20 protein-coding genes are annotated in these 18,916 nt (G+C 48.3%); 10 read left to right on the top strand and 10 right to left on the bottom strand.

The window, feature by feature from the left end:
- Positions 1-5 precede the first annotated feature (5 nt).
- Both N5E87_RS16880 and N5E87_RS16875 read left to right on the top strand, forming a co-directional pair.
- Positions 6-425: a GNAT family N-acetyltransferase gene (locus N5E87_RS16880; protein ID WP_279775468.1), complete on the top strand. Its 420-nt coding sequence runs from the start codon at positions 6-8 to the stop codon at positions 423-425.
- 59 nt (positions 426-484) lie between these two features.
- Positions 485-727: a DUF4287 domain-containing protein gene (locus N5E87_RS16875; protein WP_279769952.1), complete on the top strand. Its 243-nt coding sequence runs from the start codon at positions 485-487 to the stop codon at positions 725-727.
- A gap of 261 nt (positions 728-988) precedes the next feature.
- Here the strand turns inward: N5E87_RS16875 and ahpF are convergent, their stop codons facing one another.
- The 4 genes from ahpF to N5E87_RS16855 form a co-directional block, all read right to left on the bottom strand.
- Positions 989-2,566 (bottom strand): alkyl hydroperoxide reductase subunit F, encoded by a 1,578-nt coding sequence (ahpF, locus tag N5E87_RS16870; RefSeq protein ID WP_279775467.1) that lies wholly within the window; start codon positions 2,564-2,566, stop codon positions 989-991.
- Positions 2,567-2,800: 234 nt separating this feature from the next.
- Positions 2,801-3,370 (bottom strand): alkyl hydroperoxide reductase subunit C, encoded by a 570-nt coding sequence (ahpC, locus tag N5E87_RS16865; RefSeq protein ID WP_011718128.1) that lies wholly within the window; start codon positions 3,368-3,370, stop codon positions 2,801-2,803.
- A 322-nt stretch (positions 3,371-3,692) separates the two neighbouring features.
- Complete coding sequence (locus N5E87_RS16860) at positions 3,693-5,228, bottom strand: leucyl aminopeptidase (RefSeq protein WP_279769947.1); 1,536 nt, start codon at positions 5,226-5,228, stop codon at positions 3,693-3,695.
- 89 nt (positions 5,229-5,317) lie between these two features.
- Positions 5,318-6,061, bottom strand: coding sequence for a methyltransferase domain-containing protein (locus tag N5E87_RS16855; protein WP_220053770.1), 744 nt, complete (start codon positions 6,059-6,061; stop codon positions 5,318-5,320).
- A 100-nt stretch (positions 6,062-6,161) separates the two neighbouring features.
- Here N5E87_RS16855 and N5E87_RS16850 point away from each other — a divergent pair, with 100 nt between their 5' ends.
- Together N5E87_RS16850 and N5E87_RS16845 are read left to right on the top strand one after the other, a co-directional pair.
- Positions 6,162-6,707: a mechanosensitive ion channel family protein gene (locus tag N5E87_RS16850; protein ID WP_011718125.1), complete on the top strand. Its 546-nt coding sequence runs from the start codon at positions 6,162-6,164 to the stop codon at positions 6,705-6,707.
- Between the two features lie 246 nt (positions 6,708-6,953).
- Positions 6,954-7,499, top strand: coding sequence for a DUF3332 domain-containing protein (locus N5E87_RS16845; RefSeq protein ID WP_279769945.1), 546 nt, complete (start codon positions 6,954-6,956; stop codon positions 7,497-7,499).
- Between the two features lie 95 nt (positions 7,500-7,594).
- Here the strand turns inward: N5E87_RS16845 and N5E87_RS16840 are convergent, their stop codons facing one another.
- The 3 genes from N5E87_RS16840 to fccA all read right to left on the bottom strand — a co-directional run bounded on the left by N5E87_RS16840 (position 7,595) and on the right by fccA (position 11,425).
- Complete coding sequence (locus N5E87_RS16840) at positions 7,595-8,332, bottom strand: dienelactone hydrolase family protein (protein WP_011621601.1); 738 nt, start codon at positions 8,330-8,332, stop codon at positions 7,595-7,597.
- Positions 8,333-8,399: 67 nt separating this feature from the next.
- Positions 8,400-9,389, bottom strand: coding sequence for a lactate dehydrogenase LdhA (ldhA, locus tag N5E87_RS16835; protein WP_011621602.1), 990 nt, complete (start codon positions 9,387-9,389; stop codon positions 8,400-8,402).
- A 245-nt stretch (positions 9,390-9,634) separates the two neighbouring features.
- Complete coding sequence (gene fccA, locus N5E87_RS16830) at positions 9,635-11,425, bottom strand: fumarate reductase flavoprotein subunit FccA (protein WP_089067079.1); 1,791 nt, start codon at positions 11,423-11,425, stop codon at positions 9,635-9,637.
- A gap of 504 nt (positions 11,426-11,929) precedes the next feature.
- Between fccA and N5E87_RS16825 the strand changes: the two genes are divergently transcribed.
- The 3 genes from N5E87_RS16825 (at position 11,930) to N5E87_RS16815 (ending at position 13,213) form a co-directional block, all read left to right on the top strand.
- Positions 11,930-12,340, top strand: coding sequence for a hypothetical protein (locus N5E87_RS16825; protein WP_126511826.1), 411 nt, complete (start codon positions 11,930-11,932; stop codon positions 12,338-12,340).
- Positions 12,337-12,861 carry a class I SAM-dependent methyltransferase gene (locus N5E87_RS16820; protein WP_279775466.1) on the top strand — a complete coding sequence of 175 codons (525 nt, stop codon included), beginning with the start codon at positions 12,337-12,339 and terminating at the stop codon, positions 12,859-12,861. Before N5E87_RS16825 ends, N5E87_RS16820 begins: the two co-directional genes overlap by 4 nt.
- 61 nt (positions 12,862-12,922) lie before the next feature.
- A complete protein-coding gene (locus tag N5E87_RS16815) occupies positions 12,923-13,213 on the top strand; it encodes a hypothetical protein (protein WP_011621606.1) in 291 nt (96 codons plus the stop codon).
- Positions 13,214-13,330: 117 nt separating this feature from the next.
- Here the strand turns inward: N5E87_RS16815 and N5E87_RS16810 are convergent, their stop codons facing one another.
- From N5E87_RS16810 to N5E87_RS16800, 3 genes are all read right to left on the bottom strand, one after another.
- Positions 13,331-13,516, bottom strand: a complete 186-nt coding sequence (locus tag N5E87_RS16810) for a hypothetical protein (protein WP_011621607.1) — start codon at positions 13,514-13,516, stop codon at positions 13,331-13,333.
- Between the two features lie 98 nt (positions 13,517-13,614).
- A complete protein-coding gene (locus tag N5E87_RS16805; RefSeq protein ID WP_279775465.1) occupies positions 13,615-15,039 on the bottom strand; it encodes a cytochrome C biosynthesis protein in 1,425 nt (474 codons plus the stop codon).
- Positions 15,040-15,265: 226 nt separating this feature from the next.
- A complete protein-coding gene (locus N5E87_RS16800; RefSeq protein ID WP_011627089.1) occupies positions 15,266-15,691 on the bottom strand; it encodes an organic hydroperoxide resistance protein in 426 nt (141 codons plus the stop codon).
- A gap of 128 nt (positions 15,692-15,819) precedes the next feature.
- On the opposite strand from N5E87_RS16800, the gene ohrR reads away from it, so the two are divergent.
- The 3 genes from ohrR to rlmC all read left to right on the top strand — a co-directional run bounded on the left by ohrR (position 15,820) and on the right by rlmC (position 18,907).
- Positions 15,820-16,317: a hydroperoxide resistance transcriptional regulator OhrR gene (gene ohrR / locus N5E87_RS16795; RefSeq protein ID WP_089067084.1), complete on the top strand. Its 498-nt coding sequence runs from the start codon at positions 15,820-15,822 to the stop codon at positions 16,315-16,317.
- Positions 16,318-16,397: 80 nt separating this feature from the next.
- Positions 16,398-17,573 (top strand): FAD-dependent oxidoreductase, encoded by a 1,176-nt coding sequence (locus tag N5E87_RS16790; protein ID WP_279775857.1) that lies wholly within the window; start codon positions 16,398-16,400, stop codon positions 17,571-17,573.
- 179 nt (positions 17,574-17,752) lie between these two features.
- Entirely contained in the window at positions 17,753-18,907 is a 1,155-nt protein-coding gene (rlmC, locus tag N5E87_RS16785; RefSeq protein WP_279775464.1) for a 23S rRNA (uracil(747)-C(5))-methyltransferase RlmC, read from the top strand.
- Positions 18,908-18,916 lie beyond the last annotated feature (9 nt).

The following is an 18,916-nucleotide window of genomic DNA, read 5'->3' as shown; positions in this document are numbered from 1 at the left end:
GAGTGATGAAATACCGGGTCAGTACAGCGCAAACGGAAATGGATTTTGAGCTTATCCATGGTTTTATTTCCAACAGTTATTGGGCGCAGGGTATGCCGCCAGAGCTCTTGCGAAAGGCGCTTAGTAACAGTTTATGTTTTGGGGTGTTTGATAAGGATAATCAACAGCTTGCCTTTGCACGACTGATTACCGATAAAGCCACCTTTGCCTACCTTGCCGATGTGTTTGTCCTCGAATCCCACCGCGGCTTAGGTTTAAGTAAGATGATGATGGCAGCAATTATGGAACATCCTGATCTGCAAGGATTAAGACGCATAATGCTCGCCACCCGCGATGCCCATGGACTCTACGCCCAGTTTGGTTTCAAAGCGGTCGATACACCAGAAACCTTAATGCAAATAAGGCTTGAGAGCCCCTACCTGTAGAACAGGATTGTTAGCACTATCCTCGTTGAAATAGTCATATTTAAGATAAGGAAATCCAGATGACAACAAAAACAACACCTACAACATCGCAAGATTCGGCCAAGGTAAAAGGGCCAGCTTCCTATTTTCCCTCAATCGAGAAAACCTATGGACAGCCGATCTCCTATTGGATGAGTTTACTTGAAGGACTCGAAGGCAAAAAACACATGGAAATGGTGAGCTGGCTTAAGGCGGAATATCAACTCGGTCATGGACATGCGAATGCACTAGTGGCTTATTTTATCAATGAAAAGAGTCGATAGTGGTTCCTAGCATGACACAATTACACTATGCCTATCTTGCCAGCTTTGCTGTTTCTTCCGCTTTTTTGAATGGGTTACTCGAGGGACAAGCGACTTGGGTGAAAGTGCTTTGCTTAATCTTGTTGTTTTCAACCCTCGTATTTGCCAGTTTATACCATGGTTTAAAGCGGTCGATAAAATCAAAAGACTCGAAATAAATGCTATTAAAAACAAAAAGCCAGCATCTGCTGGCTTTTAAGTCATAGGAATAATCGTTAACGATTAGGCCGCTTTAGTTTCTGTAGTCTCGGTACTGTCATCGCTATGGCGAATTAAGTAATCAAACGCACCCAATGAAGCATTCGCGCCGCTACCCATGGCGATGATGATTTGCTTGTAAGGTGAGTTAGTCACGTCACCTGCGGCAAATACACCTGGGATAGAGGTTTGGCCGCGCTCATCAACGATGATTTCGCCGCGAGGAGTCAAATCCACAGTGCCTTTTAACCATTCGGCATTGGGCACTAAACCGATTTGTACGAAGATACCAGCCAGCGCGATATGGTGGCTTTCACCCGTTGCACGGTCGGTGTAGTTCAGGCCGTTTACACGGGTACCGTCACCAGTCACTTCAGTGGTCATCGCTTGGGTAATGATATGGATATTACCCATTGACGCCGCTTTACGTTGCAATACGTCATCGGCGCGCAGTTTGCTATCAAACTCGAGTACTGTGACGTGCTCAACGATGTTCGCTAAGTCGATGGCCGCTTCGATACCCGAGTTACCGCCACCGATAACCGCAACACGTTTACCTTTGAATAAAGGACCGTCACAGTGTGGGCAGTAGGCAACACCTTTACCACGGTATTCCTTCTCGCCGGGTACGTTCATTTCGCGCCAGCGGGCGCCTGTTGCCAGTAGAACGGTACGGCTGCGCAGTTTAGCACCGCTTGCCAGTTCGAGTTCGAATAAACCATCGCTCGCCAGTTTAACGGCTTTTTGGTTATCCATGATGTCGACTTCGTAGTCACGAACGTGGGCTTCAAGGTTTGCCACCAGTTTTGGACCTTCAGTCGCTTTAACCGAAATAAAGTTTTCGATACCAACAGTCTCGCTTACTTGGCCACCGAATTTGTCGGCAACCACACCAGTGCGAAGACCTTTACGGGCAGCGTAAATCGCAGCAGCTGCGCCAGCGGGGCCACCACCGACGACTAAGACTTCGTAAGGGGCTTTTTGGCTGAGTTCTTCAGCTTTACGGCTGGCAGCGCCAGTATCGAGTTTATTTAAGATCTCACCAATGCTGATTCGACCCGCGGCAAATACTTCACCGTTTAAGTACACAGACGGTACGGCCATGATGTTGCGGCTGGCCACTTCGTCTTGGAACAGGGCGCCGTCGATCATCACGTTGGTGATGTTCGGGTTGATCGCCGCCATCATGTTCAGCGCCTGAATCACGTCAGGACAGTTTTGGCAGGTCAGTGATACATAGGTTTCAAACTCATATTTGCCTGGCAGATTACGGATCTGCTCAATGACGTCATCGCTGAGTTTGATTGGGTGCCCACCCGTGTGTAGCAGGGCTAACACGAGTGAGGTAAATTCGTGGCCCATAGGCAGACCAGCAAAGCTAATCTGAGTATTGAGATCGGTGTTAACCACTGTCATCGCTGGCGTACGAGAGCCTTGAGCTTCTTTGAGGCTCACTAAAGAGGAAAGGCTAACGATGTCATTGGCTAAGCTTTTTAATTCTTGAGACTTCTTGCTTTCATCTGCTGACACGACAAGTTCAACTGGTCTCTTGAGGTTTTGCAGATAGGTTTGCAGTTGATTTTTTAAATTCGCATCTAACATGATGACTCCAAAATCCTTGAAAATGAAATAATTGAAAACGCGAGGGGGGCCAACCTAGAACCTTGCAGGGGGCGGTTCTCTCTTCCTATTTGGCACCGCAGTAGCGTTGGCTGCATTTACTCACCCCAATCACTTAGATACTAAGCTCATGGGGATTCGTGCAATTGCCGTCTTACTGCGCTGCCAACTAGCTTGAGATACTAGGTTGGCGGGGTTGACTCTTGTTAGGCTAGATTAGATTTTGCCTACTAGGTCTAAAGATGGTGCTAAGGTTTCGTCACCTGGTTGCCATTTAGCTGGGCAAACTTCGCCATCGTGAGTTGCAACGTACTGAGCGGCTTGGATCTTACGAACCAGTTCAGACGCGCTACGGCCGATACCTAGGTCATGGATTTCAGCAACTTTCACTTGGCCTTCTGGGTTGATAACGAAAGTACCACGCAGTGCTAAACCTTCTTCTTCGATCATCACACCGAAGTTACGGCTGATCACGCCAGTTGGGTCAGCCAGCATTGGGAAGTTGATCTTCTTGATGGTGTCAGAAGTATCGTGCCATGCCTTGTGAGTGAAGTGAGTGTCAGTAGAAACTGAGTAAACTTCAACGCCCATAGATTGTAACTTAGCGTAGTGATCCGCCATGTCGCCTAATTCAGTTGGGCAAACGAAAGTGAAGTCTGCTGGATAGAAGAATACAACTGACCATTTACCTAACAGATCTTGTTCAGTTACAGGAACGAACTCACCATTGTGGTAAGCAGTGGCTTTGAATGGTTTGATTGTGCTGTTGATAATTGACTGAGTCATTTTATGCTTCCATTTAGTTGATTATGGTGAATTAAGTACGAGTCACTTAACTTGTGTCCCGTTGATGTGAAGCATATTACCCAGCCCAGAATGATAAATATAACGCATAAAAACTATCATCCTAATCGGTTTTGTCGAATTAAGCAGGTTTGAGAGGCAGGATTAATCGATTTTGCAGTACTGGCGCGCGTTGGCGGCTAATTGATTGTTTACTTTAATGAAGTGGTAAAAGAGCAGGGCAATAAAAAAGGGATATCGACGATATCCCTTAATCTAGCATTCAAACCTGCCATAGACTTGGTTTGAGCGTCACAATATCGCGTTAGTTTTGCGCCTTAGGCTGAGTTAACCAAGTGCTGAGCAGGCGCACGCCATAGCCAGTGGCGCCTGCTGGCACCACGGCGGTATCGGTGGCGGTTAAGGCATTGCCAGCGATATCGAGGTGAGCCCAAGGTTGCTCACCCGCAAAGCGTTTGAGGAACATGGCGGCAGATGATGCTCCCGCGCTGCCTTCTTTACCAGTATTCTTCAAATCGGCGATGGTGGATTTCAGCTCATCGTCGTAGGCTTGATCTAACGGCAAGCGCCAGACTTTTTCACCCACCTGTTGACCGGCAAAGGTGAGCTGCTGCACTAGCGGCTCAGAATCGGTAAATAATCCCGCATACACACTACCCAGCGCGCCCACTTTCGAGCCTGTGAGGGTCGCCACATCGACGATAATCGAAGGGCGGTAATTCTCACGGGCATACCAGAGACCGTCGGCTAACACTAAACGGCCTTCGGCGTCGGTGTTGAGCACTTCAACCGTGAGGCCTTGGGCGGTTTTAATCACATCGCCTGGGATCATTGCATGTCCCGATACCATGTTTTCCGCCATCGGCATAATCGCAACTAGGTTTACTGGCGCCTTTTGAATGGCCATGGCCTTGACAGTGCCGAGCACGGTCGCCGCGCCCGCCATATCGGACTTCATCCGTGCGATAGAGGTGCCAGTGGCCTTAATATTGTAACCGCCAGAGTCGAAGGTAATGCCTTTACCCACCAGAGCAATAGGCGCTTCTTTGCTACCGGGCCAGTGGGCGACGACCAACTTAGGTGGACGCTCGCTGCCTTTACCCACCGCGGCTAAGGCGCCGAGGTTTAAGCGTTCAATGTCTTTGGCTTCGAGTACTGTGACTTTTACACCGAGGGACTTAAGCTTACGCGCCTCGTTAGCAAAGCTTTCGGGATACATAATACCCGCTGGCGCATTGGTGAGATCCCGCGCTAAAAACACACCCGCTTCGATAGCTTGTAGATTCTTATGGTGTTTTTGGTTTTGGCTTAAGTCATCAACCCCAATTTGATAGTTCTTCTCGGTGCGATTGCTGGCTTTAAATTGAGTGTAGCGGTAGCTGCGCAGTTCAATGCCATGGGCCAGTTCGGAGCCGAACAGCGGCGCGTTACTTAAGCCTTGGGTAAGCACACGCACTGTAGCTTGGGGGACGGTTTCAAGTTTGGCGGCAATATTGCCACCTAAAGTGTTGATTTCACCCGGTGTTAAGGTCTTAGCATCGCCAATTCCAACCAGTAACACCCGCTTAGCGTCGATTTCGCTCGGGACTAGGATTTCTAAGATTTCACCGCGTTTACCCGCAAAACTGTTGTCGGCGACCGCAAGGTTGAGTTGGTCTTGAGTCGATTGAGGTAAAAAATCGAGACTATAGGTTGTCGAATCAGCGCTTTGGAACAGCACTAATGTGTCGGAATTGAGTGAGTTACGAGTGTCAAAACTAAAGGTTTCGGCGTTAGCATTGAGAGAGTTAAGGCACGCCAGCGCCATAACGCTTAACAAAAATTTATTCTTATTTTTCATGGTGACAGCTCATATCAATAGGGAGTGAGAAGCATAGCAAAGCTGAGTCTTAGGGTTAACTAATTTAAGCCATTTGACTGAGATTAATCTTAAATCCAAGGGCCAAAGCGAGTCAGTGAACGTTCAAGGGCAAAATCCAGTTGTTGTGACAGGGATTGCGCCTGACTTTTCAGCGCCGACGCGCCCAAAGATTGTGGTGTTTGGCTGGCAAAAATCACCCAGTTGCCCCCGCTGGTGAGGCAGGCATGCACGTGGGCAAAATGGTGCTGCAGATCGGCGAGCAACTCGCGATTTTGGCTGTGTTCCTTCCAGCAGTTCAGCACTAAATAACCGTTGGGTTTAATCAGTTGTGTGCACTGCTGAAGAAAAGTAGGCGAGAGCTGCCCCGTGTCGACCCCTTTGGCACTGTAGATATCGGCAAAAATCACATCGACCTTTTTATGCTCGGCCGATGCCATAAAGGCGACGGCATCTTCGTTGATTAGATTAAGCTTTTTGCCAATCGGTAATTGAAAGTAACGCTTGGCAAGTTCAATCACCGCTGGGCGAAGTTCAACCGCAGTAAGTTTGATTGCGGCATCGAAGCGGCGCAGGGCATGAATGAGGGCGCCGCCACCAAGGCCGAGTACGATGGCGCTTTTCGGTTGGCAAAATAACAACACCAGTAGCATGCCTTGCACATAGGTATGTTGTGGGATGTGCGGGGCGGTTTTAAGAATTTTGCTCTGCTCATCGTTGTCGCCAAAGGACAGCACGCGGGTATCACCATAGTCGAGCACGCGGATCGGTCCTAGGGCATCTTGGGTTTCGTGTAGCAAAGTGGCGTCGGCCATAGTACTTATTACTCTATTTGCGTTGGGCTGATTTGGGACTCTATAACTGCTGGTGCAAAAAAGTTAGAATTCAGCTGGTTTCGTTTTTTAAGTGGCTATTATGACAAATCAAATCCTGCTTGCCTGTATTTATCTTGCGGTGTTTCTCTTTTTGCAGCGTGCCTTAACTCAATGGGTGAAAAAACTCTCATTGATGAAGCAGGTGAGTGCCGCCCGCACCAGTCTTGTCACTCGGTTTATTTCCTATGTGATGTTTTTTATCACTCTGTCTTTGATGGCGGTGTCCCTCGGCTTGGGTTATCAGGACGTGTCGCTGTTTGTCTCATCTGCGTTTGCGGTGATGGGCGTCGCCTTAGTCGCTCAGTGGTCGATACTAAGTAATTTAACCGCTGGTGTGCTGATTTTCTTTGTGTTCCCGTATCGGATTGGTGAGCGTATTCGGGTAGTAGATAAGGATGAAGATATCAGTGGCGTGATTATTGAAATCGCGCTGTTTCATGTACTTATCCTTAGAGACAATGGTGATACCATCACCTATCCCAACAATTTGATGCTGCAAAAGGCGGTGTTGAAGCTGGCCGATCAGGCGCCGCTCGCCGAGCGCCAAGCGTTGCTGGATGGCAAAAAGAAACTCGACCTCGAGTAACTATTCTCCTTTATGTGCGCCGCAGCAGTACATTTATTAGCAAACTGTTGTCGGCGCGTCGCGAACTGATGAGATTTATTATCTTCCCGTGAGCTTTACTTGCTTGAAGCGCTTTTCATAACAAAATCAGCGTACTTGCTTACATTCACTCCATTTTGTTTACTTGGGTTTGTGCCCCGTCGCACGGTTTAGCCCTGTCTAATCCTTAGAATTCGTGTTTTTGTTTTTACCAAGGGAACGAATCGAATGAAATCTAAACTCTTAGCCGTGACGATTGGCGCGCTGTTAACCACACAATTAACAGGTTGTATGGGACAAATGGGTCTGAGCCAAATGGTGACTAAGGGCAACTTAAGCGCGGTGGATAACCGTTATGGCCGTGCGGGCTTATTTATTCTGTTAAGCCCTGTGTATGGTTTGGCGGCAACGGGCGATCTCTTTATCGTTAACACTATTGAGTTTTGGACGGGTAAGAACCCGATCACCGATAAATCCCCTGCGGTCGTTGATATGCCTGTGGACGCGATTTTTAAGGTAAATCCCCATGTGAGTGATGAGCTGAAATCGGCGCCCGTTAAACTGACTCAGGCGCAAATTGCCTATCCCGATGAGCACACTGTGACCATGACCTTAGCCTACGAAGATGGCAGCACTCAGTTATTGTCGGGTCGTAAATCGGGGGATGATGTGGACTTCTTCCTCGACGAGACTTTTATTGCCCGCGTGAGCAATCAAGAGCTGCTGGCCTATAGCCAAAGCCGTTTACAAGGGCAGATAAGCCCTGAGGTGTAAAGATTTAGAGGCTTAGGCTCAGAGTTAAGCATTTCGCTAAGCCAACCCATTAATTACGATTGATTAATGAGTTGGCTTTTTTCTTTCGTTTTATCTCATCTCAATACACGGTGAAAAAACGCCACGGATTGTTGATACATTTGCAGCGCCAGCGCGGGATCGTAGCGTTCACCCTCATCACGCATAAAGGCATGCTGAGCATTAACCTCTAACCAACTGAAATTGCGGTTTTTAGCCATCAATTGTTGGTGGATCAATACCCGCCCTTCGGGTGATACATGGGGATCTTGCTTGCCAAACACTAACACTAATTCCCCTTGAATATCGCCGCTGCGACTCAGTGAGTCATTGCCATAGGCGCAGGGCAGGGTATTGGAGTGAATGTCGGTCGGATAGAGGCAAAACGCCCCCAAAATCTCGGGATTGAGTGCGGCGCGGTAGGCTAAGTGGCCGCCAATACACACGCCCATACTGCCGACTTTACCGGTGCAATAACTTTGCTGGCGGGCAAAATCGATAAGGGCTTGGGTGTCGCTGTCGTGCTGCTCTAAGGGCTTGGCAAATTTATCGGCATTGCCTTTATCTTTACCCACATCATCGTAGGCCAGCACTGTGCCTATCGGATTAAGCTCATGGAAGACTTCTGGCACTAACACCACAAAACCATGGCCAGCGAGGATAGTCGCGGTGCGGGCGATGGGCGCGGTTTGCTGAAAAATCTCAGAATAGAAGAGGATACAGGGAAATTGCCCTGGGGCATCTGGGCGATAGACATAAGTGCGCATCGGCCCTGTGGGCGTGTTGATATCCTGAGTTTGCTGAGTCACTAACATATTTAGTTTCCTCTGTGAGGCTTCAATGTTGAAGCCTCACTTTAGCAGTCAGGTATGGTTCTGTCAGTTAAAACAGTTCGTTACCAGAGCGCTCGCCCGCGAGTAGCGCTTTGACATTGCTTAGGGTTGTGTGTGCAATCGCGCCCAGCGCCTCTTCGGTGAGGAAGGCTTGGTGACCGGTAAAAATCACGTTGTGGCAGGCGGATAAGCGACGGAACACATCGTCTTGAATGATTTGATTCGACTTGTCCTCGAAAAACAATTCTTTTTCGTTTTCATACACATCGAGCCCTAAGGATCCAATCTGGCCGAGCTTTAAGGCTTCCATCGCATCGAAAGCATTGAGCAGACCGCCGCGGCTGGTGTTGATCACCATGACGCCGGGTTTCATCTTGGCAAAGCTTTCTTTATTCAGCAGATGGTGGTTATCGGCGGTTAATGGGCAATGCAGGCTGATAATATCGCTGTTGGCGTAAATGGTATCCAGATCCTGATATTCCACATTGAGCGCTTCTACCGCAGGGTTTGGGTAGGGGTCAAAGGCAATCACTTTACAGCCAAAACCGAGCAATACCTTAATTGTGGCGACCCCAATCTTACCTGTGCCTATTACGCCAACGGTTTTGCCAAACATGTTAAACCCGACCAAGCCTTCGAGGGAGAAGTTTGCATCACGGGTGCGTTGGTAGGCCTTATGGATTTTCCGGTTTAAGGTCAGCATTAAGGCGACAGTATGCTCGGCCACAGATTCCGGCGAATACGCGGGTACGTTGACCACTTGCATGCCTAAGCGTTTGGCGGCGACTAAGTCGACATTGTTAAAACCAGCGCAGCGCATGGCAATGATTTTAGTGCCACCTTTGGCAAGCTCAACCAACACTTCTTCACAGAGGGAATCGTTAACAAAGGCGCACACCACCTCAAAACCTTCGGCAAGCTTAACGGTTTGCATGCAGAGGCGATAATCGAAATACTCAATTTGCGCACCAAATGCGGCATTTGTACGGTTAAAATGCTGCATGTCGTAGTGTTTTGCGCTAAAAAATCCAATTCTCATTTCAATCACCTCAGGGTTACATTGTTACTGGCACTGAGTGTATGTGACTCGGCGACGTTTGTCCTCTGGTGATGAATTTACCCCGTAAAAAGAGTGAGCTTTGTCATCAATTGTACAAAAAATCATAAAAAAAGCGAGCCCCTGACGGCTCGCTTGTACTGATAAGCTTGAAGATTCAAGCTGGGCTCAAATGGGTCGTGTTATGTGAGCCTTAGGTTAGTCCCTTAACCTAGAAACGTTTGATACTAGTGATCTTTCGCGTATTTCGCGGCAGATGCACCCGCGATACGGCCGTAGGTCACGATATCAGAGATGGCGTTACCACCTAAACGGTTAGCACCGTGAACACCACCAGTCACTTCACCAGCTGCGTATAAACCGCTGATAGGTTTACCGGTTTTATCGCTCTTCACTTCGGCTTGAGTATCGATAACGATACCACCCATAGTGTGGTGAACCGCTGGTGCGATTTCTAAGGCATAGAAAGGCGCAGTGGCGATTTCACGTGGCAGGTTTGGACGCTCGAATTGCGTGTCTTTACCTGATTTCACAAAACCGTTGTAAGAAGTGACGGTTTTCGCCAGTTCAGCGGCAGGCACATCGAGTTGTTTCGCTAAATCTTCGATGGTTTTGCCTTCTTTAACGATGTTCAAGTGAACATAGCCTTCGATGGCTTTTAAGCTCTTACGGATAGAGTCATCGAATACGAGGTAAGCGCTTTCGCCTTTCTGTTGCAGAATCGCTGCAGACGCTTTATCACGGGTCGTGATTTCGTTCATGAAGCGGTTACCGTCACGGTTAACCACGATAGCACCGTTACCACGTACCGCTTCGGTGATCATCACACCACCGGCTGGTGAGTAAGTTGGGTGAGCTTGGATGTATTCTAAGTCACGAGTTGCTGCGCCTGCTTGCAGCGCAACGTCTAAGCCGTCACCGGTTGCACCTGGGTGGTTAGTCGCTTTAAAGCCTTTTAACTTAGGATCGTACTTAGCAACGCGGTCGTTGTTTTTCGCAAAACCACCGGCAGCAATCACGACGGCATCGGCCTTGATCACATAGTAGCCAGTGTATTCACCTTTCACTAAAACACCGGTCACTTTGCCGCTTGCATCTTCAAGGATGCGGACAACACGGCTGTTTAAACGAATGTCAGTACCACGTTTAACGGCGTTGTCCCACAGCACTTGTGCGACGTGTGCACCCACACCAGCACCACCAGTTGGACGGTGACTACGGTTAACGCTTGCGCCACCCATACGACCCACGTCAGTCATGTCGGCACCCATAGAGGTTAACCAATCGATAGAGTCTGATGAGTTGTTGGCCAGTACTTTCACTAATTCAGGATCGTTGATGTTACGACCACCTTTCATGGTGTCGTCGATCATGATTTGTTTCTTATCTTCGATACCTAACTTAGCCTGTGGCTTAGTTTCTGCGGCGTTCATACCGCCGGCAGCCAGTTTAGTGTTACCACCTGGGATAGGTTCTTTTTCTAACAGGATCACATTCGCGCCAGCATCACGGGCTGAAACGGCGGCAGCAAGACCTGCACCACCCGAACCGATAACTACGACGTCTGTGGTTTCTTTCACGCCAGCGGCAATGGCTTTATCTTGAGCCGCTTTGTCTGCATCAACAGGCACAAACTTACGTTCCCACTTGCCGCCAAATGGCATATCGAAGCCGAAGCTATGGCAAGCGTCACAATAAGTCACTGATTTTTCGTGGCCTTTGTGGCAGCTGGTACAAGCGATTTCACCAATTAAGTGAGATTTGTGCGGAGAAACTTTATCTTTTGGCGTTGCAGCGGCCAGTTCTTTTAAATCACCGTGGCAGCTAACGCATTGGGCATTTTCATGGGTCAGGTTGTCGTTAGTCACGCCACCTTTGTCTGATACGTGGCAGCTATCGCAGCCACCCATTTCACCGTGAAAATCGGCTAGTACTTCTGGCGCGGCATAGGCTGTGCCTGCCATTGCACCAGAGATCAGCATGGCTAGTGCTGTTTTTTGAATCTTTCTTGTGAACATAATCGTTCCTCCGCCGTACATTTCATCTACTTAATAAGGGTTATTCATCATGGCGTGATATTTATATTTTACGTGGCTCACGCGCTTTTAGAGTATTCTCCATGAACAAAGTTACCACTATCTAAAGAGGTATATGCGTACTTAGGTCACATAACGATTGTTGCAAAAGGAATTACATATTTGAAATGTGCAACATGGCTGAAAATATTAACGAAATTGAAGTTAATCACTCAGTGAATACGGTATAACTTGCGTGAGTTAACATATTTTGATGGGCTAAATTATCATTGCTGAATTGATGTGAGAAAATAAAGTCTTGTACGGTGGGTTTATTTTAACTTTATAATTTTTATGATTTATTTTCGATTTGATTATTTAGTTTAAATATTCGAATATTTATCCTGTGAGTATTCAGTAAATAATTAAATCTCACCAGTGTTTTTTGAAAAAATAACATGTATTTTTTCAAAAATGTTACTTGAGTGGTCCTAAGGGGTTAAATTTATGGCAAGGCAGCAGATGTCTGAAAGACGCTTTTGGGTACAGCGGCTGAGTAAAACAACCCTAAGAGCCTTACATATATTGGGTATTGCCGGAGCGGGCGGTGGAATATTATTGAGCGTTGATAAATCCCTCTGGTTGAATTATTGGTATCTGGCGATGGGGACCGGCAGCATATTGATGTTGTGGGAAATTATTCGAGATTGGCGTTGGTTAATTCAACTGAAAGGCGTGTTAACTCTTGGGAAATTAGGGCTACTTTGCCTGTTTGTGCCGCTTGCCAACTACAAGCCTGAACTGTTTATCTTAGTGTTATTTTTATCTGTGATAGTATCCCATGGCCCATCGGGGCTGAGGCACTACTCGATAGTGCATCGCAAACAGATAGACACTAAAAAAGAGATAAAGGGATGACACACGCTACACTCAGCACGGCCTCGAGCTTAATTACCCTGTTTTCATGGCCTGAGCTTACAGGGCTTAAGATATTGGATTTAGCCTGCGGTTCGGGCCGAAATGGTCTGTGGTTTCTCTCCCAAGGTTGTGAAGTGACCTTTATCGACCAGGATTTGAGTGCCTTGGCTAAGCTGACACACGACAAAGCACATCAATGGCAGTGGAATTTAGAAGACGGCAGCGCGCCTCAGTTACCCCACGAGTCCTTTGATATAGTATTAGTCTTTAATTACTTACATCGACCACTGTTCCCGCAAATTGCTGCGAGCCTAAAGTCCGGCGGACTGATTGTGTATGAGACCTTTACTTGGCAACAGGCGCAAATTGGTCGACCTCGCAACCCCGATTTTTTACTCACAGAGAACGAACTGCAATCCGTATTTGCTAACTGGCAACCTTTGCATTACTTTGAAGGTCGGTTAAGCGATGCTGCTGGTACTGAAAGTGCCAAGGCGCAGCTGATCGCACGAAAACCCTAGACGTCACTCCAACGCGGGGCGACTGACCGTATCAGTATTGAAGAAGTGTAAGAGGCCAAGGATGTTCCCGTATCCAGAGCAGTATCGTGTTGCCACGCCACCTTTAACCACGGCGCTGATGGTGGCTTGGGCGCTGTTGAGTCACAGCCTATTAGCCGATGCCAGCCCTTTTGCCTTGTATCCGTTATTTATGTTGTTCCCTGTGGTGATTGGCCTGCATCTGTATTTGATTTGGCTGGCCAAGGGAATGAGTCGGTTGGATCAATGCTTCTACGCCTTAGTGCATATTCCACTCGCGTTTGTGGTGTGGACATTCACCATTATGCATGTCAATGGTAATGCCTTTTCTTAGGGCTGAACCGGGCAGAGCCTCAGGTTAGCCCGTTCAAATGGCTTAACTCCATTCAAATGCCTTAAAAAAAAGCGCCCCGATGTTCGGGGCGCTTTTTATCAATCTCTTGCGGGTGGGTTAGGCCGTAGTGTTGATATTGTGGCCGGTATTTCCCACGGGTTGAGGTGTGGCTGCGTTAATTAAATCAACGGCAATTTGACCTTCCGCCTTTTGCTGCTCTTTGGCTAACTGCGCCACTTTAACGCCAACGGCACCATTTTCTAAGTTAGGCGTGATAGCTTGGGTGTTCAGTGAAATAGACATAACTAACCTCAATTGTAAGCTGAGTCTTTGTATCGGCAAGCTCAGGTTTTACTTTAGTCCTTTATCCCAAGTTTGCCAATCCAAAACCCTGCTATTGCTTATACCGCTTTATTCGCTTTTGCCGTGAGTAACTTACGACTGAGTACTATGATGGCGGTTAAGCCCAGTGAGCCAAGAATTAATCCCAGTGCCAGCCCAACACTCTGCAGTGCCGTGGGATCTAACACTAGCGCGACACCCATACCAAACATCATCACACCTGACATCAGCTTGAGTGCTTGACCCTCTTTTTCGGTCAGTTTGCGTTTACCTAAGGTAGCGCTAAACACAATCACAATAATCGCGAGAGGGATGACATAGACAATATTGTACAAAACCAAATACATATAGCGCTCAATGTCCGGCAGATTATGCATGGATAGCACGCTGGTATAAATCATCGGGAAGCCCGCAGTACAGAGTAGCTCGTAGGCATTAGCCAAAATGGCCAGCACGGTAGAGCCGACAATCAGCGCGCCTAGGCTGCTGGAGTTTGACAGTTTGCCCATGCGTTTGATAAGGCTAGTGCGGTTTTCAGCCGACATCGACAGGGTGACATCGCCCTTTGTGAAGAAGTAATCCTTCACATTTATCGTGCCTGCGATCAAGGCTAGGATCCCCGCGGCTAGAATGATCATCCCGCCATCACTACCAGCACCTAACAGCTGGAAGATGTTTAGCCAAGCCGTCATAAACAGGAAGTAAATAAAGCCTGAGAAGAACACGAAGATACCGCCAACTAACAGCATGCGGCTGCGACTCTTAGCGTTAACCATAATCGACAGTAAAAACAGCAACACGAAGAAGGCGCAGGGGTTAAAGGCATCGACGCCCGCCAGCACTAAGGTTAGCAGGGGAAGTGACATGCTCTCGGGTGTGACTACACCCACAAGTGGTAACTCAACGGGTTGCACTTCGGCTTGATCGTTACTCGCAAGGCTGGTGGCATCACAGGTGCCTTCGCCTGAGTCGGTTCCACAGGTGCCAAACAGCGGCTCACTATTGGTTGGCGCTGTCGCGGGCGTTCCTGTGGTGGGCATATCCGCTTCACTTAGCTGACCGCCCAGGGATAAGTAACAGTTCTTCAAGCGATTCACTAAAAACTCACCTGTCACCGCCTCGCTGGAATAACCGACAATGGCCTTCTCGCAGCTTGCCATATAAGGCACAGAACGGGCTTCGGTAGTGGTTTTAGCCGCGATACCTTGCCAAATGTCCTGCACGCCAGGAGCCGAAACCATATGGGATTCGAGTTCTATCCAAGGGTATTTTTGCGGCAATGAGTCGATAAAGGGATGGGCCTCGGCGCAGTGTGGGCAGGTTTTCGACCAAAAGAAATAGAGTTTGATCTTCAGTTCACCTTGGGCGTTCACATAATGCCAAGTTTGGTCCGCATTATTGGATTCTTCGGCCCAGCTTGGTGTGCTCAGCATGGCCAATGCAAGGGTGCATAGTAGAGCGAATTTGGTTAAGTATTTAGTCATAGCGCCTCCACAATAGTGGGGTTATAGGTATTAAAACGGTTCTCTGACTACTACTCTACTGAATTCAATCCCCTTGATTAAATTAAGCATTAAGAAATGTTAGTTAACTCGCGATTAGCTGTTTTTTGGGAAGTTAGGCAGGTTTATGGGAAGGGCGATTCGCGGCAGATAACTAAAAAGCACCCTGAGGTGCTTTTTAGACGATAGTGACTGTTGTCTTATGGGCTTAGTTTAACGCCGCGCCATTAACACTCAGTTTTACATCGATATTATTGCGTGTAGCGTTGGAATAAGGACACACTTGATGGGCATGACGCACTAGGGCTTCGGCCTCAGCTTGGGGAAGGTCAAGATTAACCTCTAGGGCGACGGTTAAGGCGAAGCCACCCGCATCATTGGCGCCAATGCCAACTACTGCGCTGACTGGCGCTTCAGTAATGGCCACTTTGCCGATTTTGGCGACATGTAAAACCGCATTAGAGAAACAGGCCGCATAACCCGCTGCAAACAGTTGCTCTGGGTTGGTTGCCAATCCACTTCCGCCCATCGCCTTTGGATAGGCCAGTGCAACATCGAGTAAACCATCATCGGTACTGACTTGGCCTTGGCGACCGGCTCTGGCGGTAGCTCGAGTTTCATATAATGTTTTCATATTTCGTTCCTCATAGTGTCAAAGATAATTTAGGTTGTGCGCAATTTAATTGTGATAAACTATAATTCGATTTTTACCCTGAATGCAAGTATATTGTGCGCAATATATTTAAGTTTTTTGGATCGACTATGCCTAACTCAGAGTTATCATCCTTAGATAAAACGTCGGATACGGCGGAAAATACTCAAGCAGACAATGCCTTATGTTTAGAGAATCAGGTTTGCTTCTCTCTTTACAGCGCCGCGAATGCCATGGTGCGCGCCTATCGTCCTATGCTCGATAAGTTGGATTTAACCTATCCCCAGTATTTAGTCATGCTGGTGTTGTGGCAGGAGCAGGGGATCAGCGTGAAGACCCTAGGGGATAAATTGTTCCTCGATTCGGGGACGTTGACGCCCTTGTTAAAACGTTTAGAGTCGAAAGGACTGGTGAGTCGTGGACGCAGCGACCAAGATGAAAGGGTGCGGGTATTGTCTCTGACAACTGCTGGGCAGGCGCTAAAACTCGAGGCGAGCGAGATCCCGCATCTGATGCGCTGTAAAATCGGTGCTGAGATAGAAGATCTTAAGGCGCTAAAAGCCATGTGTGACAAAGCGTTAAAGCAATTGCACGCCAGTATCGAATAGTGTGAAAGCCAATCTGTGATAGCAAGGGAGTGGAACATGGATAAACACACCATCAAGGCGCTGGGATGGATAAAGTCGGTATGAGTTCATACGATATTGCGATTATCGGTGGTGGGATCAGCGGTGTCGGTATCGCCCAATACGCAGCAGCGGCGGGGTATTCGACCCTGCTTATCGAGAAAGGCGAGATAGGCGGCCAAACCTCGGCCAATTCCAGCAAGTTGATCCACGGTGGTTTGCGATATCTTGAAAGCGGACAAGTGAACCTAGTGCGCAAATCCTTGCAGGAGCGGCGCCATCTGCTCGACTTCGCGCCCAGCTTAGTCAAGCCCGTGCCTTTTTATATTCCCGTCTATCAAGACAGTCAGCGTAACCCTTGGACGATTCGGGCGGGCTTGAGTTTGTATGCGCTACTCAGTGAATTTGATCCGCTCGGCCGCTTTGTGTCTATTCCCGCCGTACATTGGCATCGTTTTAAAGGGCTTAAGCTCTCGGGGTTAAAGGCGGTATTCCAGTATTGGGATGCGCAAACCGATGATAAATTGCTGACCCAAGCGGTGGCGCGAAGTGCCGAGGCATTGGGTGCCCATGTGTATGCCGAGGCGGAGTTTTTACAGCTTAATCATCTGAGTGAGCAAATTGACTTAAGCTTTCGCCATCGCGGCGAAGTGCAACAGACTGAGGCTAAGTTGGTGATTAATGCCGCCGGTCCTTGGGTGAATGAGGTGCTGGCAAAGGTGTCACCACCACTGGCTGGTGTTGAGCTGGATTGGGTGCAGGGCGCGCATTTGCTACTGGATTTACCCGCCCCCGACGGCATCTTATATTTAGAATCTTGCTTCGATAAGCGGGTGATTTTTGTGATGCCTTGGTATGGTCAACTGCTAATTGGCACCACAGAAACCGAGCTGACATCTCTAGATACACCACCCCAAGTGACTGAGTCTGAAATAAATTACCTTTTAGGTATTTATCGGCACTACTTTCCTATGTCACCTTCGATTGATGAACTCAAAACTAAGATAGTGCAGACGTTTTGTGGCGTGAGGGTATTACCTAAACAGGCAAGCTCCGCCTTTGAGCGCCCAAGGGATACCCTAATGCAAACCTCGATTTCTCACCCGAGATTACTGAGTCTCTACGGTGGAAAACTCACGACCTTTAGGAGCACCTCGGCCGAAGTGCTTGAGTGGATTGAACAAAAACTCGGGAAGCGCACTCCCATCGCCGATGTAGATAGCCTGAGATTAAGTTAATCTGGGCCGGATAGTCGGCCAAGGCTGCACTTCAAGGTGATTTTTCGGCATAAAAACGCTAAAGTGTGGCGCTTTTTGACTGGAGCCTCAATCCTGTTTGTTATGCTTCAGTTGTCATCCAAATTTCACTCGCCATCTCAATAGATAAGATAGACGGGCACTGCTGTGGGTACGATGCTGTGAGTACATTAGTACAATGTGGGTATTTTGAACGAGGCCAATGCCAATCCTGTCGCCATATTAAGCTCCCTATGGCGCAGCAACTGTCGGCCAAAACCCAAGAATTGCAGCAATTGTTAGCGCCTTTTGTCGATAACGCCGAAGCGCAGTTTTTACCTCCGGTGGTAGGTGACAGCAGTGGTTTTCGCAACAAGGCGAAAATGGTCGTCTTGGGCGCGGCCCATGCTCCTGTACTGGGGATTGTCAGCCCCAGCGGCGAGGCGGTGAGCCTGTGTGACTGTCTGTTGTATCCTGCTGATATGCAAGCCTTACTCCACCGTTTAGAGCGCTTTGTGCAGCAGGCAGGTATTCCGCCTTACCGTGTCGATAAGGCCAAGGGCGAGCTTAAATTTATCCTACTGACGCGCAGCCAAGTGCGTGGCGAGTATATGCTGCGGTTTGTGCTGCGCTCGCGGGATGCCATCGCCCGTATCGAGCGTGAATTGCCAGCGCTGATGGCCGAATATCCGCAGATCAAAGTCGTCTCAGTCAATTTGCAGCCTATTCATATGGCCATCTTGGAAGGTGAGGAGGAGATTTTCCTAACCGAAAATACTCGCCTCGAAGAGCGCTTTAACGATGTGCCTTTGTTTATTCGTCCCAAGAGCTTTTTTCAAACCAACCCGCAGGTGGCGGCAAAGCTGTATCAAACCGCCCGTGAGTGGGTGGCTGACTTTGCGCCAGCTTCCCTTTGGGACTTATTTTGTGGTGTGGGCGGTTTTGGTTTGCACTGTGCAGCTAAAGATATCCCATTGACAGGGATTGAAATTGAGGCCGAAGCCATTGCCTGCGCTAAGATGTCGGCGCAGTTGATGGGGCTGGATAAAGTACAGTTTATGGCACTCGATTCCACTGACTTTGCCAAGGGCGATGCGGCGCAAACTAAGCCCGAGTTGATTATTGTCAACCCGCCGCGCCGTGGGATCGGCGAGTCTCTGTGCCATTCCTTAAGTGAGTTTGCACCTAAGGCGATTTTGTATTCCAGCTGCAATCCTAAAACCTTAGCCAAAGATCTCGGCCATATTCGAGGTTATCGGTTAACTAAGGTGCAGTTGTTCGATCTCTTTCCCCACTCGGATCATTTCGAAGTATTAGCCTTATTAGTCAAAGACTAAACCTCTACA

Source organism: Shewanella sp. GD03713, from assembly GCF_029843705.1.
In the GTDB taxonomy this organism is placed as follows: Bacteria; Pseudomonadota; Gammaproteobacteria; order Enterobacterales; family Shewanellaceae; genus Shewanella.
This window is presented reverse-complemented; position numbering and strand designations above follow the sequence as displayed.